Genomic DNA, 17,878 nt, shown 5'->3' with positions numbered 1-17,878 from the left:
CGGCCTGCGCGGCCGTGCCGCTCGGCGTGAGCTAGGGCATCGCGTCCGGAGCCGTGCTGGTGCTGGTCCGTACGATCAACTCCGGCTGTACGGACGCCGGTTCGGGCTCCGCGTCCGGATGCTCGATGAGGCGCAGCAGATGACCGAACGCCAGCGCGCCCATCTCGGTGAACGGCTGGGCCACGGTCGTCAGCGACGGCGAGCAGTACTCGGCGAGTTCGATGTTGTCGACGCCCACCACGGAGATGTCCTGCGGCACGCGGCGGCCCAGTTCGTGCAGGGCGCGGATCACGCCGAACGCCATCTCGTCGCTCGCGGCGAATACCGCGGTGACCTCCGGGATGCGGCCGAGCAGCAGGCCGTTGCGGTAGCCGGACGAGGGGGACCAGTCGCCTTCGAGCACCGGCGGGACCATGCGCCCCTCGGACTCCAGGGTCTGCCGCCAGCCCTGCAGCCGGCTCGCCGCGTCGAGCCACTCGCCGGGCCCCGACACGTGCCAGACTGTCCGGTGGCCGAGGTCGAGCAGATGGCGGGTCGCCAGCTCGGCGGCCCGCACCTGGTCCACCGCGACGACCTCGGAGGCCGCCGTGCGCGAACCGTCGACGGTCACCGTGGGCAGGGAACCCGTCAACTGCTCGATGCGGGGGCTCACATGGATGAGCGGAATGGCGAGGATGATCCCCTCGACGCGCTGGTCCGCGAGCCGGGACAGGGCCGCCTCGACCGCGGAGGTGTCGAGTGAGGCGGTCGACGCGGTGGAGACCGAGTAGCCCGCCTCGTACGCGGCGCTCTCCACACCGAAGGTGAAGGTCAGCCGGGAGTAGAACGTCGTCTGCAGCGTGACCACGCCGATCGTCCTGCTGCGGCCCGACGACAGGATCCTGGCCGCGCTGTTCTTCCGGTAGCCGAGCCGGTCCACGGCGGCGAGCACCTTGGCCCGGGTCTCCTCGCGGACGTTCGGATGGTCGGAGAGGACGCGCGAGACCGTCTGTGCGGAGACTCCCGCGACCCGGGCCACATCGGCCATGCCGGGCAGGCGTCCGCCGCCTTCGTCACCGTTCGCTGTCTGCATGCGCCCTCTCTCGGACCTTTCTCCGTGGATCGCCCGCCTGGCCGGATCGCCCGCGCCGACCTGCAGGACGCGCAGCCCCGCAAGCCGACCTGCCGGACGTGCCGCCCCGCAAGCCGATCCGGCGGACGCGCCGCCCCGCAGGCAGCCCCGTCCCGTAGGCCGACCCATCCCGCAGGCGGACCCGCCCCGCGGCCCTGCCACCCAGTCTTCCCGCCGGATGATACCGGCCTCATCCCCGTCTCGGCGGGCCGGACGAGGCATTCGAGAGAGGTATTGGCATCGATAACATTCTCTGCCATAGTTCCGGCCATCGGTGCGGCGGGCGACGCCCCACGCGGCTCACCGCGCACCGGTCCCACAGCAGGCCCCGCCCTTCGTGTCCGGGTCTGATCCCTGCCCACGTACACAAGGAGGGGCCGTGCAGAAGACTCGTCTGCGTACGGCGGGAGTCGTCGGAGCGCTCGCGCTGACGTTGGTGCTCGGCGGATGCGCGTCGTCCGACTCGGACTCCGAAGGGGGCGGCGGCGGATCCGCCACCATGAAGTTCTGGGGCTGGTCACCGGGGTACGCGGACGCGGTCAAGGCGTTCAACCAGTCGCACCCCGACATCAAGGTCGAGTACCAGGAAGTGCAGCCCGGCGCCAAGGGCGGCTACCAGAAGATGCTCAACGCCGTGCAGGCCGACAACGCGCCGTGCCTGGCCCAGGTCGGCTACGAGACGCTGCCGAGCTTCGCCGCGCAAGGGGCGCTCGAAGACGTCGCCAAGTATGCGGAAGGTGACAAGGGCGACTTCCAGAAGGCCGCATGGAGCTCGGTCTCGCTGGGCGGCGCCGTCTACGGGGCGCCCGTCGACACCGGGCCGATGGCGCTCTTCTACAACAAGAAGGTCTACGACGAACTGGGCCTCAAGCCCCCGAAGACCTGGGACGAATACGCGCAGCAGGCGAAGAAGATCCACGCCTCCGACTCCAAGCGCTACATCTCGTCGCCCTACCTGAACTACGACTACGCGGGCCTGTCCTGGCAGGCCGGTGCCAGCTGGTTCGGCATCAAGGGCGACGCCTGGCGGGTCGACCTCGCGTCCGCCGCCAACAAGAAGGTCGCCGACTACTGGCAGGGCCTGGCCGACGACGGCCTGATCAGCAAGGCGCCGATGTACGACCAGGCGTGGTACAGCGGTCTTGGCAGCGGTAACATCGCCACCGTCGTGGGCGCCGTCTGGCAGGCCGGAGTGATCAAGGGCGGGGCGAAGGACGGCTCGGGCGACTGGGCCGTGGCGCCCATGCCGCAGTGGTCGGCGGGCGACACCCCCGTCGGCAACGCGGGCGGCTCCGCCACCGCCGTACTCAAGGGCTGCGATTCCACCGAGGCCGCCTGGACCTTCGCCCACTGGCTGAGCACCGACCGCAAGGCCTATGGCGACCTGGTCAGCAAGGCGTCGCTCTACCCGGCCGCCCCCGCCCTGCTCGACCTGCCCCAACTCAAGGCCAAGGACCCGTACTTCGGCGGCCAGAAGATCTACGACGTCTTCGCGGCCGCGGCACCGAAGGTCAGCTCCGACTGGACCTGGGGCCCCGTCATGACCAAGACCTCAGCGGATCTGGACGACGCGCTGAGCAAGGCCTGGGCGGGCAAGGGAACCATCGGCGACGCGCTGCGCGGCACCCAGGACAAGACGGTGCGTGAACTCAAGAACCAGGGCCTCGCGGTGGCGGACTAAGCGCTCCGCTGGAAGTGCGGTTCACATCTGCGGGTGCGTCGTGGCTGGTCGCGCAGTTCCCCGCGCCCCTTCGGGGCGCACCCGAACCGTACCGGACTTGCGCAAGGCCGCTTGGGGCGCACACCCCCCGCCCGTCCGCCCGGCGTCGAACCGGAAGTGAGCTCGTGACGACAACACTCAGCGCGGCGGAGCCCGCCGCGCCACCGAGTCAGCACCCCAGGCCGGCGCGGCGCGGACGGCGGCAGAGCGCGGTCAGCAAGCGCACCCTGCTGCTGTTCGGCGGGCCGTTCGTGGTCCTGTTCGCGGCGATGTACATCGCGCCCATCGTGTACGCGACGGTGAGCAGCCTCTACGTCGTCAAGCGCTCCGGGCTCGGACTCACCGCGCCGACCAAGGAGTTCGACCCGCTGCACAACTTCGCGCAGGCCTTCGGCGACCACGACTTCCTCGCCGCGCTCGGCCGGGTCGGGCTCTTCGCCGTCGTGCAGGTGCCCCTGATGCTGGGCGCCGCCCTGGGGCTCGCGCTCCTCATCGACGCCAAGTCCGCGCGCGGCAAAGGACTTTTCCGCCTCGGCGCCTTCCTGCCCTATGCGATCCCCGGCGTCAGCGCGGCGCTGGTGTGGTCGTTCATGTACTCCGCCGACTCCAGCCCCATCAACCATCTGCTCGAACCGCTGGGCATCCAGATCCCGTTCTTCTCCAGCGGCTCGGTCCTGTGGTCCGTGGCGAACATCGTCACGTGGAGCTGGACCGGCTACAACATGATCATTATCTACAGTGCGCTGCAGACGATCCCCGGTGAGGTCCTGGAGGCCGCCCGGATGGACGGCGCGTCCGCCCTGCGGATCGCGTGGAGCATCAAGATCCCGGCCGTGCGCAGCTCGTTGGTGCTCACGACGGTGTTCTCCATCATCGGCTCCGCCCAGCTGTTCAACGAGCCCTCGGTGCTCCAGCCCATCTCCAGCGGCTCCATCTCCTCGACGTTCACGCCGATCATGTCCGCCCAGGCCGCGGTCGCCGCGGGCAACTACCACTACGCCGCGGCCCAGTCGGTGATCCTCGCGCTCGCCGTCGGCGCGCTGTCCTTCGTCTTCTTCAAGCTGATCAACCGGAGTGAGAACGCATGAGTGCCGCCGTGACGCGAGCGAACTCCACGGCCGGGGCGAAGCGCGAGACGACCGCCGCGAGCCGCGTCGTCGTCCTGTCCCTCCTGCTGATCTCCACCGTCTACTTCCTGTTCCCGCTGTGGTGGCTCCTGGTGTCCGTCACCAAGCCGTTCGGGCGGCAGTTCAGCGGCAACGGCCTCTGGTTCGACGGGTTCGGGCTCTTCGACAACCTCAGCAGGCTGACCGCCCAGAACGACGGCATCTTCTGGCGCTGGATGCTCAACAGCGTGCTCTACTGCGGAGTCGGCGCGCTCGCGGGCACCCTGCTCTCCGCGATGGCGGGCTATCTGCTCGCGAAGTACGAATTCCGGGGCAAGGGCGCCCTGTTCGGCGCGGTGCTCGCGGCCGTACTCGTACCGAAGATCCTCTTCACGCTCCCGCTGTACCTGATGTTCTCCGGCGTCGGACTGATCAACAATCCGCTGGCCGTGCTGCTCCCGAGCATCGTCAGCCCGTTCGGCGTCTATCTGGCGAGGATCTTCGCGGCCCAGTCGGTGCCCGACGAGGTGATCGAGGCCGGACGGCTCGACGGGGCGGGGGAGTTCAGGATCTTCCGGACCATCGCGGTGCCGATGATGCTGCCCGCGCTCGTGACGATCTTCCTCTTCCAGTTCGTCGACATCTGGAACAACTACCTGCTGCCCGCCATGGTGCTCGGCGACGACGAGCTGCAGCCGGTGACCGTAGGACTCGTCGGCTGGAACGCCAGCCACGGCGTCGCCGTGCCCGCGCCGCTCGTCGTCATCGGCTCGCTGGTCTCCGTGATCCCCCTGATCATCGCCTTCGTCGCGCTGCAGCGCTTCTGGCGGGCGGGGATGACCGCGGGAGCGGTCAAGTAGGGCGCGAAAGGCGGTTGTTGAGACCGGCGCCCCACGGGGCCACCGGTCTCAGTCGCGGTGCAGCACACCGATGAGGCGCGCCACCTCGGCCTCGACCGCGGCACGCGCGGGACCCAGGTACTTGCGCGGGTCCGCGACCTCCGGCGCCGCCGCGAGCTGCTCGCGCACCGTCCGCGTGAAGAGCTTGTTCAGATGGGTGGATATGTTCACCTTCGTCATCCCGGCCGCGACCGCCTTCGCCAGGTCGGTGTCGCCCACGCCCGACGAGCCGTGCAGTACGAGCGGGACGTCGACCGCCGCCCGCAGGCGCTCGATGAGCGCGAAGTCGAGGACGGCGTCCCGGGTGAGCATGGCGTGCGAACTGCCCACGGCGACGGCCAGCGCGTCCACCCCGGTGGCCGCGGTGAACGCGCGCGCCTCGGCCGGGTCCGTGCGCACCCCCGGGGCGTGCGCCCCGTCCTTGCCGCCGACCTCGCCGAGTTCGGCCTCGACCCAGACGCCCGCCCGGTGGCAGTACTCCGTGACGGCCCGGGTGGCGGCCACGTTCTCCTCGTACGGCAGCTTCGAGGCGTCGAACATCACGGAGGTGAAGCCGAGTTCGACCGCCTCGTGGACGAGGTCCGCCTCCTCGGCGTGATCGAGGTGGACCGCCACGGGCACGCGCGCCGCCCGGGCGAGCGCGAGCGACGCGAGCCCGACGGGCGCGAGCCCCCCGTGATAGCGCGCGGTGTTCTCGCTGATCTGGAGGACGACCGGCAGTCCCGCGCGGTCCGCGCCCGCGACGATCGCTTCGGCGTGCTCGATCTGTACGACGTTGAAGGCGCCGACGCCGGACCGCCGCGCGCGGGCGGCGCCGGTGATGTCGCCGGTGGGGGACAGGGGCATGGCTGCTCTCCAGGGAGTGGTGGGTGACCTGGTGGAACGGGGTGCCCGTCAGCCCTGGCCGTGGTCGAGGATCACGGACCGGGTGAGGTTGCGCGGGCGGTCCGGGTCGTAGCCGCGGCCCTGCGCGATCACCACCGCGAGGCGCTGGGCGAGGATCAGGTCGGCCAGCGGGTCGAGCCCTGCCGCGTCCCCGGAACCGGCGACGAACGTGCCGCCGACCCGGGCGACATCGTCGGCGAGGCCCTGCGGCGCGGCGCCGAACAGCCACGCGACCCGGCCGGGCCCGGTGATGCTGATGGGCCCGTGCCGGTACTCCATCGCCGGGTACGACTCGGTCCAGGCGCCCGCCGCCTCGCGCATCTTGAGCCCGGCCTCCAGGGCGAGGCCGTAGGTCCAGCCGGTGCCGAGGAAGGTGAACTGCTCGGCGGCGCACACCTCGGGGGCCGGCTGAGCGGCGATCGCGCGCTCGGCGTCCTCGATGGCCCTGGCCATCGGAAGGACCCCGTCCGGCAGGGCGCCCTCCGCCTCCAGATGGGCGCGCAGCAGGGCGAGGACGGTGGTCGCGAAGCGCGTCTGGACCACCGAATCCTCGTCGGCGAAGTCCAGGACGGCGACCGCGTCGGCGAGGTCCATCACCGCGGTGGCCGGGTCCGCGGTGATCGCGGAGGTCGGCACGGTGCCCTTCACCGCGGCGAGCAGGTCGAGCACCTCCGTCGTCGTCCCTGACCGGGTGATCGCGAGGACCCGGTCGTACGTACGCCCGGCGGGGAACTCGGAGGCGGCGAACGCGTCCGTCTCGCCGTGCCCGCCGCTCTCGCGGAGCTGGGCGTAGGCGAGGGCCATGAACCAGGAGGTGCCGCAGCCGACGACGGCGACGCGCTCGCCGCGCCGGGGCAGCGCGGCGGCGAACCCGCCGACGGATGCGGCGGCCCTGCGCCAGGTGTCCGGTTGGGAGTCGATCTCCAGCGTCGTACGGCAGGCGTCAGGGGCGGGCATGGCGGAGCTCCTCGGTGCGGGGGCGGGTGGGGCGTCTCGTGCGCTGCGCGCGCTTCATGCGCTGAGAACGCTGTCGTACCGACACTCTGGATGTCAAGATGTGCTTGTAACCGCGATCAATATTGCAGAATCACGCATTCACCGTGCAGTCGCGATGCATTCGCTGCGCGTGCACCGCACCGAAAGGGAGTCACGGGAGCGGCCCCGCGGGAGGCAAAGCCCCTGGTGGTGGCCGACTACGATCGGTGAGTGGCCGGTCCGGAGGGGCGCGGCCCGAGACGAGGAGAGCCCGACGATGTCCAAACGCGAGCGCTGGAGCGCGCTGCTCGAACTGCTTGCGGCCGAGGGGCGCATCGACGTGGAGGAGGCCGCGGGCACCCTGGAGGTCTCCAGCGCCACCATCCGCAGGGACCTCGACGAACTGGCCGAACAGCAGATGCTGGTCCGCACGCGCGGCGGCGCGATCGCCCACGGCGTCTCCTACGAACTCCCCTTGCGCTACAAGTCGTCCCGGCGCGCCCCCGAGAAGCAGCGCATCGCCGCCGCCGTCGCCGACCTCGTCGGGGACCGTGAGGTCGTGGGCCTCAACGGCGGTACGACGACGACCGAGGTCGCCCGGGTCCTCGCGCTGCGCTTCGGCGGCGGCCCCCGCGAGGACGGCGAGGCGGCCGCCGCCGCGCCCACGCTCACCGTCGTCACCAATGCCCTGAACATCGCGGCCGAGCTCGCGGTCCGCCCGCAGATCAAGACCGTGTCCACCGGAGGCGTGGCGCGCCCGACGACGTACGAACTGGTCGGCCCGCTGACCAGCGGCGTCCTCAATGAAGTCGTGCTCGATGCCGCGGTCCTCGGCGTGGACGGCGTGGACGCGCAGCTCGGCGTCATGGCGCACCACGAGGACGAGGCCGGGGTCAGCAGGCGCCTCGCCGAGCGGGCGAACCGCGTCATCGTGGCGACGGACTCCAGCAAGCTGGGCAGGCGCGCCTTCGCCAGGATCTGCGGCCTCGACCGCGTCGACATCCTGGTGACCGACGTCAACATCTCCGCGGAGACCTCGGCCGAGCTGGCCGACGCGGGGGTCAAGGTGATCGCGGTCTGACCGCACCGGCCGCCCCCGCCCGGGCCCGGGAAAAGTCCGTTGCGGGCCGGGCGTGCGGCAGCGGACAGTGGGGCCATGACCCCGCTCCCGGACCGTGGCCCAGCGACGTCAACTCCCTTCGGAAGCCCCGTAGTTGGGTGCAGCCTGCTGCCGCGGGGCCGGACCGTGCGCCCGGCGACCATCGGTGACGCCGCGGCGATCTGCGCCCTGCTCAACGAGGTCGACCTGCTGGAGATCGGCCGCGCCGGCACCGAACTCGCCGAGATCCAGACGGACTTGAAGCATCACGAGGTCGACCTGGAGCGCGACTCCTGGCTGCTCTTCGACGGCGAACGGCTCGTCGGGTACGCCCTGCTGTGGGACGAGTCCGGCGGCGAGCGCATCGACGCCGACCACTACGTCCTGCCCGGCCAACTCCCGGGCGCCCTGCACCTGTTCGACCTCCTGGAGGCCCGGGCGGCAGAGCGCGCCGCGGCCAACGGTGCGACGCGCGCCGTGCTCCACCTGCACCTCAACACCACCCCCACCCTCGACCTGGACGCACTGCGCGAGCGCGGCTGGCGCCAGGTGCGCCGCTACCACGTCCTGGCCCGCGCCCTCTCCGCCACCGCCGACCCGCCGCCGCAGCCCCCGCCCGGCGTCACCCTGCGCCCCTGCCTCGCGGAAGAGGACCGCCGCATCGCCCACGCGCTGCTCCAGGAAGCCATGACCGACCACTTCGACTTCCAGCCCCGTACGTACGAGCAGTGGGTCGACGACATCGGCGCCGCGGCCGTCGACTGGTCGCTGATCTGGGTCGCGTACGTCGAGGGCCTCGGCGACGCGGCGGTCCTGCGCACCCACAATGACCGCGCATCGATGGCCTGGATCAGCACCGTCGCCGTGCTGCGCAAGGCCCGCCGCCGCGGCCTCGGCGGCCACCTGCTGCACCACGCCTTCGGGCACTACGCGGCGCTGGGCCGCGACAGGATCGGCCTCGGCGTGGACACCGACAACAGCAGCGGGGCGCTCGGCCTGTACGAGCGGCACGGGATGAGCCTCGACTACGCGGTCGACACCTGGGAACTGGTCCGCCCGGTCTGAACCGGGCCCCGGCGCGGTACGGCGCGACGGGGCCCGATTACCGGTCCGGCCGCCGCCTTCGGCAGGATGAGGGCATGACCGAGATCCGCACCCCCCGCCTCCTCCTGCGCCGCTGGCACGACGACGACCTCGCACCCATGGCGGACATCAACGCGGACCCGAGGGTCATGCGCTGGGCCGACGAAGGCCCGGTGCACGACCTGGACAGGACCGCGGAGGCCATCGAGCGGTGGGAGGAGGAGTGGGACGACGAGGGCTTCGGGCTCTTCGCCGTCGAACTCCTCGCCTCGGGCGAGCTGGCCGGATTCACCGGTCTCTCCGTGCCCGAGTTCCTGCCGGAGGTGCTGCCCGCCGTGGCGATCAGCTGGCGGCTCGGCGCACAGTTCTGGGGCCAGGGATACGCCTCCGAAGCCGCCCAGGCCACGCTGGAGTTCGCCCTCCAGGACCGCGGCCTCGACCGTGTGATCAGCATCGACCGGGTGGGCAACGAGGCCTCCGCGAACGTCATTCGCAAACTCGGCATGGTGCCGGAACGCGAGACGGTGCACCCGGTCTCCGGCCACCCGCTGCACGTACACAGCATCGACCTCACCGAATACCAGGCCTGAACCGGCCGGGGCCCCCGGCTCTCCTTACGCCTCCGCCGCCGCCCTCGGCTTCGGACCCCGCTGCGCGCCCTGCCGGAGGGCGGACCGTTCACCGGCGCCGCCCTGCCGCAGGGCGCGGCCGAACGTCGCGGCACACGGGTGCGGGTTGGAGCGGGGGAAGGCGTAGGTGAGGACCGCGGGCGGGGCGCCCGTGAGCGGCACGTACAGGATGTCCGGGTCCGGATGCTGCGCGGCCACCGACACCGGCAGGACACCCACCCCGCGCCGGGCCGCGACGGCGTGCAGATACTCCTCGATGTTGGAGGTTTCCGCGCCGATCTCGGGGGTCGCGTCGGCCGGCCAGTCCTGCGGGGTGAGCGTGCAGCTGACGGTGTTGACGACGAGACAGCGCCGCCCGAGATCGCGCCAGGTCACACGCTCGCGCCCGGCCAGGGTGGAGCTCCGCGCGATCGCCGCGATCCGCGGCTCCCGCAGGACCTCCAGGGCCACGAGCCGCGGATCGCGGACGGTCCCCCAGAGCAGCGCCGCGTCGACGGAGCCGTCCTGCAGCCCGGCGGTGCGGTCGTCCCTGCGCATGATCTGTACGAGGACGTGGTGCTGCTCCTCCAGCGTGGCCTGCGCCTGACGGCCACGCTGGAGAGGGAAGCCCCACGCGTAACCGAGCCGCAGCGAAGGCTGCGGCTCGGTGGGCTGGAGCGCCATTTCCAGCTTGGGCAGCAGCACTTGGAGATCGGCCTGCAGTCGGTGCCCCTCCGCGGTGAGGCGGGGGTGGCGGGTGCTGCGGTCCAGCAGCGGCTGGCCCAGCACGCCCTCCAGCCGCTGGATGTGCCGGCTGAGCGTGGGCTGCGAGATGCCGAGACGGTCGGCGGCCCAGGTGAAGTGCTCTTCCTCGGCCAGGGTGAGAAAGCATCTCAAGTGCTGCAAACCGATGTCCATGTCGTCAATGCTAGTCAGCTGCTGCTGTCTTCCCAGCTCAGGGGGTTGCGGCGGCGTTCTCGCCGCGCCGGACGGCGCCGCGGACCACGGTCAGATGCAGGATGAGCGCGACCATGGTGAGCGCCCCCGTGCAGTACGGCAGCGCGGACGGGGAGACGCCGAGGCCCAGCACGAGGCCGCCGAGTGCGGACCCGAGACCGCTGCCCAGGTAGACGGCCGAGCTGTTGAGCGAGACGGCGACCGTGGGCTGTTCGGGCTGGGCCGCGATGAGCTGGTGCTGCTGCGGCACCTGCACGGCCCAGCCGGCCGCGCCCCAGATCACCAGCGGGACGATCGCGAGGGCCGCGGCGGTGCGGGCGGCGGCGGGCAGGACGAACTGGGCGGCCACGATGAGGGCCAGGATGCAGGTGACCGCGGCGAACGGCCGCCGGGTCCGGTCCACGATCGGACCGATGAGGAGGCTGCCGATGATGCCGCCCGCGCCCCAGGCCCACATGGCCCAGACCGTGTTGTCGGTGTGGGCGGCGTCGACGAGGAACTCGGCGAGATAGGTGTACAGGCCAAGGCTGGCGATGCCGCCGAGCAGCGAGACGGAGACGATGCCCGCGACCCGGCCACCGGCGAGGGCACGCACCCGTCGGCCCAGCGGCGGCGGGGGACTGACCTCGATCTTCGGCAGCCGCACGATGCCGATCAGGGCGACCGCACCGAGCGCGGTGATCAGCCACAGCGTGCCGCGCCACCCCACGTGGTCCGCGAGGAGCATGCCGACCGGGACACCGATGACGGTGCCGATGCTCAGTCCGCCCATGACGGTGGCGAGGGCGCGGCCACGCCGTTCCGGAGTGGTCAGGCCCGCCGCCGTCGCGGCGGCTATCGGCGAGTACACGCCCGCGCCGACGCCTGCCACCGCGCGGGCGACGAGCAGGACCGCGAGGGTGGGGGCGAGGGCGGTCAGCGCGTTGCCGACGGTGAAGACCACCAGCGCCACGCCGAGCACCACCTTCGCCGACCGCTTGGCCAGCAGGGTGGCGAAGACCGGCCCGCCCAGCGCGTAGCAGAGCGTGAAGACGGTGACCATCTGCCCGGCCGACGACGCCGAGACGTGCAGGTCCTTCGACACGTGGGGCAGCAGCCCCGCCATCACGTAGGCGTCCACGCCGAGCGCGAACGTGCCCAGTGCGAGGAGCGGGATGAACTTGCCACGACCGTCCTGGGTCTTGGGCGGGGCTGTTGTCTGTGTGGCGCTCATCCGAGGCGCTCCAAGTCTGTCTTTTCCGTGCTGATGTGGCGACCGCGGGCGGCCGTTCCCGCGCATTGCCGACCGCTGGGCGGCGAGTGCCTCTTCCAGATGGGCCACGTTGTCGTGGCGGAATATCGCGCGGTCCGCTGTGGTGTCACGAATGCCCGGTGCATTCCATCCCCCCCGTAACTGACATGCGCTTAAGCGCACTTGAGCTGCAATCGAGGGAATGAATTACATACAGCGGGCTCCGCGGCGGCAAACCGGTTGCCTGCATCTCTGATGCATTTTCTGTATGGCAGCAGGTCTTCGCGGCGGGCGGCGGCCTTTGAGATGCCGGTCACACGACGGTCGTCGGCTCGTGCTCGGCACCGGGGACGCGGCCGAGGGTGCTCTCAGGCGGTGCAGTGCTTCTGCGAGTCCAGGCGCACCTTGCGGCCGGTGAATTCCTCCAGGACGGCGATGTTCTCCGGCGCGTAGTTGGTCGCGGTGATCTTGTCGGCGTCCTTGCTGCCCAGTTTGCCGGTGTAGGGCGCGGACTTCTCCAACCAGTAGGCCGTGCGCAGGAATTGGGTCAGGACCAGGTCGCGCAGCTTGGGCTCGGCCTTGATCTGGGCCCAGTAGGTGGGGTGCTTGTCCTTGGCGACGCGCAGATAGAGCAGCAGGTAGCGCAGGTTGGTGGCGGCGATGTCACGCGCGTTGCTGGCGCCGACCCCCTTGATGTACTCCTGGAGCACCGTCACCGCGGGCAGTCCGGTCAGCCCGGCGTTCTGCTCCGCCACCACTCCCTGGAGGCGGTACGACCCCTGGGTGCTGTCCCGCAGGTAGATGTCGTCCATGGAGGAGCTGAGGCTGTCCTTGATCAGCGGCAGGATCTCCTTGCGCGGGAAGCCGCCGTGCAGGGGCACCTCCAGTGCCTGCTGACCGGCGTTGATCCATGACGCCGTGTGGACGTCCCACTCCGTCCGGGACGCGTCGAGGTCCCACATGTGGGTCTCCTCGTGGATGGCCACCATCATCGACTCGGCGAACCCGTCGAAGCTCCGCTTGTCCACGAACTGGTCCCAGTACTGGTCGTTGGCCTGGGCGATCGCCAGTGCCTCCCCGCTGGGCCAGCGCCGTTTGTACATGGCCTGGAGGGTCCGCATCCAGTTCGAGGAGTTGAAGGCGGCCTTCAGATCGCTCAGATCGGCGTTCGGCTGCCACGGTTCGTCGTAGCAGTAGGGGTCGGGGACACGGTGCTGTCCGGTGACCCCGGAGGGGCTGGCCGACGCGGGACCGGTGGCGAGTGCGGTGCCCGCGCCCAGGGCCATGACGAGGCAGGCGGTCAGTAGCCGGGCGGAACGTCTGCGGTTCACCAGGACCTCATCTCGAAGGCATCGCGTGGAGGCACGGCGGCGGTACGCGACGGGAGGTGCACCCATCCGTCGCCCGCCAAGCACCGTACGGCCGCGCACGCCCCACGCCTACCTGTCATGTACCCATAACATCCACGTGTGGGTCGGCCGCCCGTGCCATCCCCGTGTGGGTCGGCCGCCCACGACATCCGCCTGCGGGTCGGCCGCCCACGACATCCGCCTGCGGGTCAGCAGTCGAACACCGACCAGCAGATGTCGTTGCGCAACCGCTGGTCGTCGAGGACGAGTTCACGGATCGCCTCCGGGAGCTGATCGCGCTGCCACCGGCACTCGATCCGCCCCGCGGCCCCGCCCTCGCCGTCCGGCGCCGCCGCACGTACGGCCTTGATCGCGTAGGCGGCCGCGCCGAGCTCGTGCGCGGCGACATGGGCGACGGCCCCGGCCTGGCCCGCGGCATACGCGGCATGCCGCGCCGCCCCGCGCAGCTCCCTGGCCGCCCCCATCGCGTGGCCGCCCGCCGCGCGCGCCTGCATCATCCCGACCTCGCCGCGCACCCAGGCCCGGGCATGCTCGATCGCCTGTCGCGGTCGCGGGTCGTCGGGCTCGGCCGACTCGAAGAGGCCGAGGACGTGCTCCGCGCACGAGGCGGCCCACAGGGCGAGGAGGTGGTGGTCCGCGTCCGTGAGGGTCCCGCCCCGCCGGATCGTCACGAACCGGGGGTCCCGGACCTTCGGAAGGATCATGATGGAGCCTCCGGAAGGGGCATGATCCGCACTCCGTCCTGCGCACACGCGCATAGATGCCACTGGAAGCCGGTCAAGTAGCGGCCGGTCACGCAACAGCCGGTCACGCGAACGACGGCCACCGCCCGGCGGCCCACTCCCGCCAGCCGGCCCAGCCGGGCGGCGGCCCCGCGATCCCGTGGCCACCCAGCTCCGCGGCGTCGGGCTCCTCGAAGTGTGCCCGCCCGTGCAGGATGTCGGCCTCGGTCATCGGGAACGTCTCCTCGGGGGCGTTCGCCAGGCGGCGGGCGATCCGGGCGCGCTGGGTCTCGTCGTCCACCGGCAGGTAGACCATGCGAAAGCACGCGTCCTCGCCCTCGGTCAACGAACGGATCGCGGAGCGTTCGTCCCGTGACCAGCAGCCGTAGTCCACCACGACGTTGGTGCCCAGCCTGACCGCCTCCAGGGCGAGCCAGAGCAGGCGCCCCTCCAGCACGTCGCGCTTGCCGTCCGCCTCCGCCATGCCGAACAGGGGGATCATCCAGTCGTCGGGCGTCAGGCGCAGCGCACCGTACTCCGCGGCGAGCTGCCGGGCCTTCGTGGTCTTCCCGGCCCCCGGCAGGCCGACCATCAGGAACAACGTGGTCACCCCCGGATCGTGTCAGGAAGGTCGACCAGACAACCACCGCTTTATCCGCTCGCCCGCCCGCAGCCCCAGCCATGGGCCGGCACTCCGCCGTGCGGCGGAGTGCCACGGGGGGTGCCTCCGCCGCGCGGGGGAGACGGATCATGCGCCGGTCCGATCCCTGCGCGCGGCGGATCCACGACGCTGATCCCATGTCGATCTGGCTCCTGTCGTTCCCGGCGTTCGTCTGCCAACTGGTCCTGTTCGCCCTGGTGGAGAGCGTGTGGCGCTGGTTCACGGGCCTCGGCCTGATCCCCTGGCTGCGCAGGCGCACGGGGCGGTCGCTTTCGAGCACGGCCTTCGACGAATTCACGGCCGTCGTGAACGGAAACAAGACGGCGGAAATGGAGCAGCGCCGGGTGGAACTGCTGCGGCGCGACGACGAGGGCGACGGTGCCCCGCCCCGCTCCAGCGTCGACCTGACCCAGGGCACCGCGTTCATCGCGCTGCCGAAGGACCTCGCGCTGCCGAGGGAAGCGGATGGTGCCTCCACAGGGAGCGCCGCGGAGTCGCGGATCAACGGGTGAATGACGATTCTGTAAATGAATCGAAGGTCATTGGTCGAATCGACCTTTACTTACTCTTGACGTGAGCTCCGTGGGGCGATAGCGTCACCGACGTCCACGCCAATGGTCCAGACCATCTCGGCGCGCCCGGCCTTCGTGCGGGGCGCCCGTAGTCGCCCTGGGGTGGAAGCGCCGGGGACCGACTGGGGGCCCGGGCGCCGCTGTGGCCCCGTCCTCTGCTTTAAGGGGGGAGGGGACGGGGCCACAGGTCGTACGCGCGGGGATGGGCGGGCGATGGTTACTTCAGGCCGCGGTCCAGCGCGTTGAACAGGCGGTTGTCGGAGGTGTCGCCGGACATCTCCCAGATCATGCCGCCGAGGAGGCCCTTGGACTTGATGTACTGGGTCTTCTTCTCGATGGACCAGGGGTCGTCGAAGGACCACCACTGGCCGTTCGCCCCGGTGTAGCCGTACGTCGAGACGGACTGCTCGTCGTGGTAGACGGTGAGGTTCGGGAAGGCGGCGACGAGGTTGTCGTAGCCGCGGGTGCCCGCCTCCTCCTGGAACTGGCCCGGCGCCGCGCCGTTCGCGCTCTGCCACTCGCCGTGCGCGCCGCCGTCGACGACCTGCTGCCAGCCGCGCCCGTAGAACGGGAAGCCGATGGTCAGCTTGCGCGGCTTGACGCCCTGATCGGTGTACGCCTTCACGGCGTCGTCGATGCTGAAGTCGGTGGGGTACGGGCTCTGCGCGTCCTTGTACAGATTGGCCTGGTGTCCTGTGCGGTTGGGTTCCCAGGAGTTGTCGCTGCCCGCGCCGTGGAAGTCGTAGCCCTGGACATTGCCGAAGTCCAGGTACTTGAAGACCTCCTTGAGATCCCAGCCTGCGTCGATCTTCTTGGGGTCGGCCGGGGTGAAGGCGGTGAGCAGCCGATGGCTGCCGCCGAGCGCGTCGAGCTGCTTGCGGAACTCGGAGATCAGGGCGGTGTTGTTGGCCTTGTCGTCCGTGCTCCAGTGGTTGCCCGGGTGGCCGTCAGGGGATCCCGGCCACTCCCAGTCGAGGTCGAAGCCGTCGAAGATGCCCGCGGCGACACCGTCCCCGCCCGCGCCGTTGTACGCGGGCAGGTTGCCCTTGATGTACATGTCGATGCAGGACTTGACGAACTTCTTCCGCGACTCGTCCGTCTTGGCGACGTCGGAGAAGTACTTGGAGTAGGTCCAGCCACCGAGCGAGACGACCACCTTGAGGTTCGGGTGCTTGGCCTTGAGCTTCTTCAGCTGGTTGAAGTTGCCGCGCAGCTTGCCCCAGCCGTCGTCGGCGACGCCGTCCACGGACTGCCCCGCGGGGAAGGCCCGGCCGTAGTCGGCCTCGGCGTCCCCTGCCCCGTCGCCCTGGTTGGGGTCCTGGGGGTTCGGCGTGGTGCCCTTGGTGACGCCGTTGAGGCAGGTGAGGTTCTTGGGGTCGATGTTGGCGAAGGCGTAGTTGATGACGTCGAGCTTGCCCGCGGCGCCGGACGTCTCGAGGTCGCGTACGAAGTACTGCCGGCCGTAGATGCCCCACTGCACGAAGTAGCCGACCTTGGCGTAACCGCCTTGTCCGACGGGCTCCTTGGTGGTGACGGACAGAGTGTTGCTCGCGGGCGACGCGTTGTCTGCGGCGTCCCGCGCCTTGACGGTGAAGGAGTACTCCGTGTCGGGCGTCAGCCCGGTCACGGTGCTGGTGAGGGTGTCGGCGGGCAGGCTCTCCACGAGGGTCGTGCCGCGGTAGACGTCGTACGCGGCGACGCGCTGGTTGTCGGTGGCCGCGTCCCAGGCGAGCTTCACGCTGCTCGAAGTGATGTCACTGGAGCGGAGGTTGCGGGGCGCGGTGGGCGGCACGGTGTCGGTCGCCGGGTCCACGGTGGTCGCGCTGACGGGGGCGCTGGCCTCGCCGGTGTTGCCGCGCGAGTCCTTGGCCCGGACGCTGAACTGGTAGGTGGTCGCCGGTTCCAGATCGCGCACCGTGGCCTGGGTGGTGGCGCTGGCCGCCACGACCGTGGTGCCGCGCAGCACCTCGTACGAGGCGACGGGGAAGTCGCCCTGCGCGGCCGCCGTCCACTTCAGGCTGACCGTACGGGCGGTGGCGTCGGCGACGCCCACGCCGGTGGGGGCCTTCGGGGGCACGGCCGCGGTGCCGTCGCACTTGTCGCCGTTGATGAGGCAGCCGGTCGGCGGCTTGAGCTGGCCGCTGCCGCGGAAGCTGTAGCTGTACGGCTCGGTGTCGCGGCCCGCGGGGATGCGGGCGTTGTAGTACGCGGGCGTCACGACCACGTGCTTGCCCTTGATCTCCGCGGTGCCGTGGGTGTGGTCGCTGATGGTGACGCCGTCGGGCAGGTCGAATTCCAGGGACCAGGTGTCGACGGCGGTGTCGCCGCTGTTCTTCACGACGAACTTGCCGGTCCAGGACGAGCCGCTGCCCTCGCTGACGAAGGTGGCGGTCAGCTTGGCGGCCGCGTGGGCGGGGGCCGCGAGTGAGGTGAGTCCGGCCAGCGCCAGTGCGAGGACGGCGAGGACGGCGATGAGGCGTCGGGGCGGGGCCAGGACCTCCTGGGGTCTGGCCAAGGATCTGAGTGAGGACACGGCTCTCCTTGGGGGAGGTGAGGCGTCCGTCCGTGCCGGGCCTGCCGGGGCCGGGGTGCTCGGGCTTGTCGGGAGGCTCTCCTTCGGTTCGCGTCCGTGTGTCCGTCGCTGCCGGCGGCGCACGAGGGCAGCGGCGGATGCGGGAACGGGTCCGATGGGGCGGGGGTCGGACGCGCTTCCTGCGGTACAGACCTCTCAGGGAACCACCCCTCGTGGGCATGTCAACGCGGGCGGGAGGGCTACGGGCCGTACCAATTCGGGGCGCCGGGCCCCTCTGCGGCGCTTCCGTACCCGTAAAGGACTGGACCAATTCGGCGAGATTTTACTTCGACTTGGCTCGAAGCCC

At 70.8% G+C, this 17,878-nt stretch carries 16 protein-coding genes; 7 read left to right on the top strand and 9 right to left on the bottom strand.

The genetic code is table 11. The features are described from left to right. Positions 1-31: 31 nt before the first annotated feature. Positions 32-1,072: a LacI family DNA-binding transcriptional regulator gene (locus ACFWZ2_RS15015; protein ID WP_384545580.1), complete on the bottom strand. Its 1,041-nt coding sequence runs from the start codon at positions 1,070-1,072 to the stop codon at positions 32-34. Positions 1,073-1,490: 418 nt separating this feature from the next. On the opposite strand from ACFWZ2_RS15015, the gene ACFWZ2_RS15010 reads away from it, so the two are divergent. From ACFWZ2_RS15010 to ACFWZ2_RS15000, 3 genes are all read left to right on the top strand, one after another. Continuing rightward, positions 1,491-2,792 carry an ABC transporter substrate-binding protein gene (locus ACFWZ2_RS15010; protein ID WP_384545578.1) on the top strand — a complete coding sequence of 434 codons (1,302 nt, stop codon included), beginning with the start codon at positions 1,491-1,493 and terminating at the stop codon, positions 2,790-2,792. 164 nt (positions 2,793-2,956) lie between these two features. Continuing rightward, on the top strand, positions 2,957-3,919 hold the full coding sequence (locus tag ACFWZ2_RS15005) for a carbohydrate ABC transporter permease (RefSeq protein ID WP_384545576.1): 963 nt from the start codon (positions 2,957-2,959) through the stop codon (positions 3,917-3,919). Beyond that, a complete protein-coding gene (locus ACFWZ2_RS15000) occupies positions 3,916-4,797 on the top strand; it encodes a carbohydrate ABC transporter permease (RefSeq protein WP_384545574.1) in 882 nt (293 codons plus the stop codon). The genes ACFWZ2_RS15005 and ACFWZ2_RS15000 overlap by 4 nt, the downstream gene beginning before the upstream one ends. Positions 4,798-4,845: 48 nt before the next feature. Here ACFWZ2_RS15000 and ACFWZ2_RS14995 read toward each other — a convergent pair whose 3' ends face one another. Both ACFWZ2_RS14995 and ACFWZ2_RS14990 read right to left on the bottom strand, forming a co-directional pair. Further along, positions 4,846-5,682 carry a ketose-bisphosphate aldolase gene (locus ACFWZ2_RS14995; protein ID WP_384545572.1) on the bottom strand — a complete coding sequence of 279 codons (837 nt, stop codon included), beginning with the start codon at positions 5,680-5,682 and terminating at the stop codon, positions 4,846-4,848. 48 nt (positions 5,683-5,730) lie between these two features. Further along, the gene (locus ACFWZ2_RS14990; protein WP_384545570.1) at positions 5,731-6,678 is read right to left on the bottom strand and encodes an SIS domain-containing protein; all 948 of its coding nucleotides are present in this window, start codon (positions 6,676-6,678) and stop codon (positions 5,731-5,733) included. A gap of 295 nt (positions 6,679-6,973) precedes the next feature. Here ACFWZ2_RS14990 and ACFWZ2_RS14985 point away from each other — a divergent pair, with 295 nt between their 5' ends. From ACFWZ2_RS14985 to ACFWZ2_RS14975, 3 genes are all read left to right on the top strand, one after another. Beyond that, positions 6,974-7,777 carry a DeoR/GlpR family DNA-binding transcription regulator gene (locus ACFWZ2_RS14985; RefSeq protein WP_384545568.1) on the top strand — a complete coding sequence of 268 codons (804 nt, stop codon included), beginning with the start codon at positions 6,974-6,976 and terminating at the stop codon, positions 7,775-7,777. Between the two features lie 165 nt (positions 7,778-7,942). Next, complete coding sequence (locus ACFWZ2_RS14980) at positions 7,943-8,860, top strand: GNAT family N-acetyltransferase (RefSeq protein ID WP_384545566.1); 918 nt, start codon at positions 7,943-7,945, stop codon at positions 8,858-8,860. A 74-nt stretch (positions 8,861-8,934) separates the two neighbouring features. Next, positions 8,935-9,468, top strand: a complete 534-nt coding sequence (locus ACFWZ2_RS14975) for a GNAT family N-acetyltransferase (protein ID WP_384545564.1) — start codon at positions 8,935-8,937, stop codon at positions 9,466-9,468. A 24-nt stretch (positions 9,469-9,492) separates the two neighbouring features. Here ACFWZ2_RS14975 and ACFWZ2_RS14970 read toward each other — a convergent pair whose 3' ends face one another. From ACFWZ2_RS14970 to ACFWZ2_RS14950, 5 genes are all read right to left on the bottom strand, one after another. Then, positions 9,493-10,404 carry a LysR family transcriptional regulator gene (locus ACFWZ2_RS14970; protein ID WP_384545563.1) on the bottom strand — a complete coding sequence of 304 codons (912 nt, stop codon included), beginning with the start codon at positions 10,402-10,404 and terminating at the stop codon, positions 9,493-9,495. A gap of 37 nt (positions 10,405-10,441) precedes the next feature. Beyond that, positions 10,442-11,656: an MFS transporter gene (locus ACFWZ2_RS14965; RefSeq protein WP_384545561.1), complete on the bottom strand. Its 1,215-nt coding sequence runs from the start codon at positions 11,654-11,656 to the stop codon at positions 10,442-10,444. A 386-nt stretch (positions 11,657-12,042) separates the two neighbouring features. Beyond that, positions 12,043-13,005, bottom strand: a complete 963-nt coding sequence (locus tag ACFWZ2_RS14960) for a hypothetical protein (protein ID WP_384545559.1) — start codon at positions 13,003-13,005, stop codon at positions 12,043-12,045. A 227-nt stretch (positions 13,006-13,232) separates the two neighbouring features. Then, positions 13,233-13,748 (bottom strand): putative immunity protein, encoded by a 516-nt coding sequence (locus tag ACFWZ2_RS14955; protein WP_384545557.1) that lies wholly within the window; start codon positions 13,746-13,748, stop codon positions 13,233-13,235. A gap of 103 nt (positions 13,749-13,851) precedes the next feature. Next, positions 13,852-14,376 (bottom strand): AAA family ATPase, encoded by a 525-nt coding sequence (locus ACFWZ2_RS14950; RefSeq protein ID WP_384545555.1) that lies wholly within the window; start codon positions 14,374-14,376, stop codon positions 13,852-13,854. 188 nt (positions 14,377-14,564) lie between these two features. Here ACFWZ2_RS14950 and ACFWZ2_RS14945 point away from each other — a divergent pair, with 188 nt between their 5' ends. Further along, positions 14,565-14,939 (top strand): DUF6191 domain-containing protein, encoded by a 375-nt coding sequence (locus ACFWZ2_RS14945; protein WP_384545554.1) that lies wholly within the window; start codon positions 14,565-14,567, stop codon positions 14,937-14,939. Between the two features lie 277 nt (positions 14,940-15,216). On the opposite strand, the gene ACFWZ2_RS14940 is transcribed toward ACFWZ2_RS14945, so the two are convergent. Beyond that, the gene (locus ACFWZ2_RS14940) at positions 15,217-17,514 is read right to left on the bottom strand and encodes a glycosyl hydrolase family 18 protein (RefSeq protein ID WP_384545552.1); all 2,298 of its coding nucleotides are present in this window, start codon (positions 17,512-17,514) and stop codon (positions 15,217-15,219) included. Between the last annotated feature and the right edge of the window lie 364 nt (positions 17,515-17,878).

Origin of the sequence: Streptomyces sp. NPDC059002, from assembly GCF_042740435.1 — a bacterium.
In the GTDB taxonomy this organism is placed as follows: Bacteria; Actinomycetota; Actinomycetes; order Streptomycetales; family Streptomycetaceae; genus Streptomyces.
This window is presented reverse-complemented; position numbering and strand designations above follow the sequence as displayed.